7 protein-coding genes are annotated in these 6,392 nt (G+C 42.8%); 3 read left to right on the top strand and 4 right to left on the bottom strand.

Annotated features, from left to right (window positions below; genetic code table 11):
• Nucleotides 1-276: 276 nt before the first annotated feature.
• Both O9332_RS07715 and corA read left to right on the top strand, forming a co-directional pair.
• On the top strand, nt 277-1,554 hold the full coding sequence (locus tag O9332_RS07715) for a recombinase family protein (protein WP_002759474.1): 1,278 nt from the start codon (nt 277-279) through the stop codon (nt 1,552-1,554).
• A gap of 91 nt (nt 1,555-1,645) precedes the next feature.
• The gene (corA, locus tag O9332_RS07710; RefSeq protein WP_002759472.1) at nt 1,646-2,806 is read left to right on the top strand and encodes a magnesium/cobalt transporter CorA; all 1,161 of its coding nucleotides are present in this window, start codon (nt 1,646-1,648) and stop codon (nt 2,804-2,806) included.
• Nucleotides 2,807-2,865: 59 nt separating this feature from the next.
• Here corA and O9332_RS07705 read toward each other — a convergent pair whose 3' ends face one another.
• The 4 genes from O9332_RS07705 to O9332_RS07690 all read right to left on the bottom strand — a co-directional run bounded on the left by O9332_RS07705 (nt 2,866) and on the right by O9332_RS07690 (nt 5,237).
• Nucleotides 2,866-3,042 carry a hypothetical protein gene (locus O9332_RS07705; protein WP_002759470.1) on the bottom strand — a complete coding sequence of 59 codons (177 nt, stop codon included), beginning with the start codon at nt 3,040-3,042 and terminating at the stop codon, nt 2,866-2,868.
• A 546-nt stretch (nt 3,043-3,588) separates the two neighbouring features.
• Nucleotides 3,589-4,098: a tetratricopeptide repeat protein gene (locus O9332_RS07700; RefSeq protein WP_002759469.1), complete on the bottom strand. Its 510-nt coding sequence runs from the start codon at nt 4,096-4,098 to the stop codon at nt 3,589-3,591.
• 24 nt (nt 4,099-4,122) lie between these two features.
• On the bottom strand, nt 4,123-4,635 hold the full coding sequence (locus tag O9332_RS07695) for a hypothetical protein (protein WP_002759468.1): 513 nt from the start codon (nt 4,633-4,635) through the stop codon (nt 4,123-4,125).
• 116 nt (nt 4,636-4,751) lie between these two features.
• Nucleotides 4,752-5,237 (bottom strand): allophycocyanin subunit alpha-B, encoded by a 486-nt coding sequence (locus O9332_RS07690; RefSeq protein ID WP_002759464.1) that lies wholly within the window; start codon nt 5,235-5,237, stop codon nt 4,752-4,754.
• A gap of 232 nt (nt 5,238-5,469) precedes the next feature.
• Here O9332_RS07690 and O9332_RS07685 point away from each other — a divergent pair, with 232 nt between their 5' ends.
• A complete protein-coding gene (locus O9332_RS07685) occupies nt 5,470-6,249 on the top strand; it encodes a slipin family protein (RefSeq protein ID WP_002759460.1) in 780 nt (259 codons plus the stop codon).
• The last annotated feature ends 143 nt before the right edge of the window (nt 6,250-6,392 follow it).

Raw genomic sequence — 6,392 nt, 5'->3', positions numbered from 1 at the left:
TTGCGGGGATCGGGGGGAAAATTCAGGTACTTTTTCCCTGAAAATTAGGTAATTGACTACCTCAAAATCGGTAAAACCCCACACCCCACACCCCACACCCCACACCCTGCCCCCAGGAAAAGCTTTTTCAGCAAACCCTATCTAAATTACTGGTTAAGACTGTCTATGAGTGCCGGAGTTGGGAGCGGGGAGAGGTAGTTCGAGCATTTGTACTAAACTTTTCAAGACGCGGTTTCAAGGCAGTACAGCTTATCTATACCAGGATTTCGGCAAAACATGAAAATTATCGCCTACACCTATACCAATCCCCTGCTTGATAGTCCCCCCGATGCCTCGATTTGGGACCATTCTCCCGAACAAGTGTATCAGGATTTTGGCGATCGCTCACAACGGCAGCAACTGCTCCGCGATTGTCAAGGGACTCCCCCCCGACTGCTGATCCTACGTCGCCTAGCAGAATTGGGAGACAATGGCACAGAAGTTAGCAAAATTTTACAATCCTTAGAAGCCCTCGACATAGATATAATTGCCCTAGAAGACCCAGATTATAAGCTGAATTTTGCCAAGATTCTGCAAGAAATATCAAAAAACGAACTAAGTAATCGTTTAAAAGCAGGTCACGCTCACAATCGTCTGCAAGCTTTGCCTCCCCCCGGAAAAGCACCCTACGGTTATCGTCGTGGCAAGGAGCGTTATATACTCGATCGCAGTACCGCGCCAGTAGTCAAAGACTTTTTTGATCGCTTTTTGATTTCCGCTTCCCTGCGTTCCACGGTGCGCTATCTAGAAAAACGCTATGGTAAGAAGATATCGGTAGCTACTGCCCATAAATGGCTGACCAATCCCGTTTATCGCGGCGATTTGTGCTATCTCGGTCAAGATATTATCCCCGATACCCACACCCCGATTATCTCCCGGGAAGAAGCGGCCCAGATCGATCGCATCCTGAGAAATAATCGCAAATTACCCCCCCGCAGTGCCAGCGCCCCGCGTTCCTTAGCGGGTTTAGTCGTCTGTAGTCAATGTCAATCGGGGATGACGATTACCAAAGTGACAGCGCGAGGAAAGGGTCTAGAATACCTCTATTTGCGACCTTTGCAATGTCCCCGGACAAAAAAATGTTCGGCGATCGCTTATGAAAAAATTCTCAATAGCACAATCGAGCGCATTTGTCAAGACCTACCACCGACGATCGCTCAGATATCTTTACCGGATTTAGAGGGGATCAAACGGGGAATGAGCGAGGAAATAGGGCAAAAAAACGATATTTTGTCCCAATTGCCCTCCCTAGAAGCGGCGGGAATTTTAGATCAAGAAACGGCTAATCTACGGGCCTATAAACTGAAAAACGAGATCGCGCAGATTCAAGGACGTTTAGACCAATTACCCCCCGATAACCTGACTATTATCGCTCGTGCCGTTGCTTTTCCGCAATTTTGGCGAGATTTATCGGAAATCGAGCGCCGTTTTTATTTTCGCGAGTTTATCCGTCGCATCGAAATCGAGAGAGAAACGGCTAACAATTGGCATTTACGTTTAATCTTCGTTTTTTAAGAGTCTCGGACAATCTTAAAGTTAGCTAAAAATTGAGGAATTTTTGAGTGATCAATGCTAAGAAAAAGGCCAACAGCGATCGATCTCAACTATGAGCAATAACAAAAGATTAACTAGGTATAAAAAAGGGCGAAAATCCTCCCAGACAAAACCCCACCTTTATGATTATCACTATAATCAACCCGGGACGATGCCGGGGTTAATCACCATCGATGAAAATGCCGTTGCTACCGAGATATTTTTAGTTAATTATAATTCTCAACAAGCCACTAGAGTTAATAATCTTTTACCTCAAGACTGTCTTAAATATTTATCCAATGATTCCATCTCTTGGATTGATATCGTCGGTTTGGGTAATGAGGATAAACTGCAAGAGTTGGGGGAAATTTTTCATTTACATCCCTTAACCCTTGAGGATATAGTCAGTATTCCCCAAAGACCAAAAGTGGAAGAATGCGAGAATTATATTTTAATAATAGTGCCAATGGCTATCCTGATCGATCATCAGGGTTTTTTGCTAGAACAAATCAGTTTAATAGTCGGGAAGAATTATGTTTTAACCGTGCAGGAAGAAGGACAATACGATTCTTTAGAGGGAGTTAGGGAAAGAATACGTTTAAATAAAGGTTCCATCCGGCAGCAAAAATCGGGTTATTTAGCCTATGCGATTTGGGATGCCATTATTGACGGTTATTTTCCTGTTTTAGAGTCCTACGGAGAAAGAATCGAGGAGTTAGAAAACGAAATTTTAGCTAGTCCCACGGAACAAATTTTATCAAAAATCTACCAACTGCGTCAGGAATTACTCTCCCTGCGACGAGCAATTTGGCCGCAAAGGGACACCCTCAATGCGCTTTTACGCGATGAGTATATTGTCATCGATACAACCATTAAACCCTATCTAAGAGACTGTTATGACCATGTGGTACAAATTCTCGATGTTATCGAAAATTACCGGGAATTTGCCAATGGTTTAATGGATTTTTACCTGTCTTCCGTGAGTAATAAAATGAACGAGATTATGAAAACTTTAACGGTAATCTCGACGATTTTTATCCCGCTCACCTTCATTGTCGGTATTTATGGCATGAACTTTAATACTGATAAATCCCCCTATAATATGCCCGAATTAGAATGGTATTGGGGCTATGTATTCGTCTGGGTGTTGATGCTAACCGTTGCTTTCAGTTTAATCATTTTCTTTTGGCGACGCGGCTGGTTTAAGAACCTATCGACAGTGAAGAAAAGATAAACTGTTAAGCAGATTAGACAGACTGGATGACATGGCCGGCATCTAGCAAGAGAAAATGGCTATTGCAGAGAAATTAATAGTTTAGTGTCTACGGTATTTTTTAACACTTTCAGTTGATGGCTTCTCATTTTGTCCAACCAACTATAGTGCTGGCTGTGACATTGATAGACGATATCGATGTCACCAATCTCTGACTTAACCTGAGCCAAGTAGTTTTCTAGTTCGCTAATTTTCATAACCAATCTCGCTTGCGCTGAAGGACATCAACCCCAAACCAAGAATTATCGCTAAAGGATAGGGGTGACTACAGTTACTATTATAGGCCGATCATATATTCTCGAAAAAGTTCTTATCTAACAAAGTTAGCTAATGTCAGGGTTAGATGATATTAGCGAAGTTTCTTTCTAGTCGTCTAGGGGGCAGGGCTATTCCTAGGTAGGGTCTGCTGAAAAAGTTTTTCGTGGGGGTAGGGTGTAGGGTGTGGGGTGTAGGGTTTTACCCATTTTCAGGGGGTCAATTACCTAATTTTCAGGGAAAAAGTGCCTAAATTTCCCCCCCGATCACTCCAAGGGCTGGCACTTTTTGATTTCAAAAAAGCCTAAAAATATTATCCAACAAGATTTTTAGATTTATTCAGCAAACCCTAGCTAAAGTGGCTAATTTACCGAAGAAGGGCCGCAGTAATGCCCAAGCAATGTCGATAATCGCAACAAGTCAAGAAATAAAAAATTCTCGATATTGTCTTTCACTTCGCCCAACTTCGATGATTAATTCTTTTTTCATTACTTTTTAGGTTCTGGGGGTGGCTGTTTAGAAGCTGCCGCAATCGCTTGATTTAAGCGAGTTAATTCTTCTTTAAACTTCGGTTCTTGGGGATAGTTTTTGACTAATTTTTCTAGGATACTTTTAGCTCCAGAAACGTCTTGAGTTTGTAATCTTGTTCCATAAAGAACTAGCATAACTTCCAGATTGTCGGGATATTTTTGATATAACTTTTCTAAAGGTTCTCTGGCTCCGATAAAATCTTTTAACTGTAAGCGAGCTTGGGCCAGTCCTTGCAAAGCAGTGGGGTTATCTGGTTCACGTTCGAGAATTTTCTCGTAACCTTTGACCATTTCTTCTAATTTTTCGGGAGGAATAGTTGCCTCTTGCCCGGGTTGATTGCCCTGGGGGGAATTAGAATTATTATTTTTCAATAAACCTAAAGTTGGCACCACCATTAAAGCCAGAAATACTAAACCAGAGGAAACAATTAAGACTCGTTTGAGCGTATCGTTATTTTTTTTGGGCATACTTTTTAAAGATTAGAGATAAGATTAATCGGTAGTAACTCGATGAAATTCGTGACCCCAAAGATTATAAGCCCAAATTCCCAAGCCAAAACTACCTAAGCAGAGGATGGTGAGCATCAGGAAAACTTGCCACCTATTGTAACCTGCTTCCTGAAGTTCTAGACGACCAAGGATAGTGGCGGCTAAGAGGATTAAAACTCGACTAAATACCGCCCACTTGTGGAAGATAAAGACTACCGCCAAAGACCAGCCGAGAATTGATAATACAGCACTAATATCGTTTTTAAACCAACTGCGGAAAAATAGCGGCATTAAGTGACTAAACAGAGTTAATCCTAGGGCAATTGAGAGGATAACCCCTACCGCTAGGATATAGATGATGATTTCTAGCCATTCGCTAGTGAGAGTCCAATTCATCTCATCACCGCGGGCAAGTAACCAATCACTCCATGATAAACGCTCATGGGCGATCGACCAGCCAAACACCCCATAGACCGATGGAATCAGAAAAGTAAGTAGTATAATGCGCCAAAACATAATCAGTTATCAGTTATCAGTTATCAGTTATCACTGAAAAAAGTCAAGCCTGAACCCTGAAAGAGACGAAAATTGCCCCTTTTCAGACTTCAGGCCCTTGGGATTGTCCCGATCGCTTAGGACATATACTGGATGATAAAGTCGAAGTAGGGGGCTGCTTCCACGGCATCCTCTTGAGTCAAAAGACCTAAAGCGGCCTCTTTGAGACAACGAATCGCCTCCACCATGCCGGGGACGGGAACATTAAGAGAGTTATACATCTCTTTGACCCCGATCAGACCGGTTTGTTCGATCGGTCCTTTGTCTCCGGCTAATACCCCATAGGTAACTAGACGCAGATACCAACCATAATCGCGCAAGCATTGATTATATTGACGCTGACCGTAGGCATTGCCCCCCGGCGCTCTATAATCGGGACGTTTCTTGAACAGTTGTTTTTGAGCCTGATCGACGATTTTTTTCTCATTGTCAGCGAGAGTTTCGGCAATGCGAATTCTCTGCTCACCGGTTTTTAAAAATTGCCCGATACCCTGTAGTTCACCACTACTAGGATAACGAAGTTCGTCGTCGGCTTTGAGGATGACTTGGCTAACTACGCTCATAATATCAAGGTAAATTCTGATAACATTCTGTAGTTTATCTCAGGTCGGGGTCTGGAAGTCGAGTCATCCCTGCTGGTTGGGCAATTCCTAAAAATTGTAATATTTCGTTATGAGTTTCCCCGACAGCCCAGTTACTCTCTAGAATAAATGTATTAGTGGTCAGGAGCGAGGAGATGGCAATTGAGATGTCACCGCACACCGATTAACTTGAACCCGATAAGTGGTAATTAATATGGAATTTTTAGCATCCTTCCTATTGATAGCGGGCATTCTGGGGTTAAATGGCTTTAAAATCGATCGAGAATACCAGCGTGGTGTTATCTTTCGTCTAGGGCGTTATCAAGACACCAAAGGCCCCGGACTGTACTGGATCATTCCCCTAGTTGACCAAAAAATGCAGCTGGATATTCGCACCAAAACCGTCGATATCGCCCCGCAAGAAACTGTCACCGCCGATAATGTCACAATTAAGGTTAATGCGGTTCTCTACTATCGCATTATCGATCCTAGCAAAGCGATTAACAAAGTCGAATCCTATTCTGCGGCCGTTTACCAAGCGGCCATGACCACTTTAAGAAATGTAGTTGGTCAAAATCGTCTCGATGATGTCTTGCAAAAACGAGACAAAATTAATCAAGCAGTCCAACAAATTGTCGATGAAATTAGCGAACCTTGGGGCATTGATATCGAACGGGTGGAGATGAAAGATGTGGAAATTCCCACCGCTATGCAGCGAGCTATGGCCAAGGAAGCGGAAGCATTGCGAGAAAAACGCGCCCGTTTGATTAAAGCTGCCGCAGAACAGGAAGCCTCCCTAAAATTAGCGGAAGCTTCCCGATTAATCATGGAAAATCCCGCCGCTTTGGAATTACGCCGCCTACAAATGTTAACGGAAATTGGAGCGGAAAATAACACCAGTACCATCATTATGATCCCCTCCGATATCTTAAATCTTGCTCAAAAATTAGCCGAAAAACCATCACAAAATATTGTCAATAGCCAAAAGGGTTAATTTTCTCTGGTGTGTTAGACAAACCTAACGGGTGTATCTCATTTTTGTAAATCTACCAAGTTGGCATTTTTAATGGGAAACTCTCTGCTAAAATCGGGCGTTACTTCCGATTTTATTACTCAATCCAAGCTTTTGGGGGGTTC

The organism is Microcystis sp. LE19-10.1B, assembly GCF_027530565.1.
GTDB lineage: Bacteria > Cyanobacteriota > Cyanobacteriia > Cyanobacteriales > Microcystaceae > Microcystis > Microcystis aeruginosa.
Note: the sequence above shows the minus strand (reverse complement) of the source record. Positions and strands in the feature narration are given on the sequence as shown.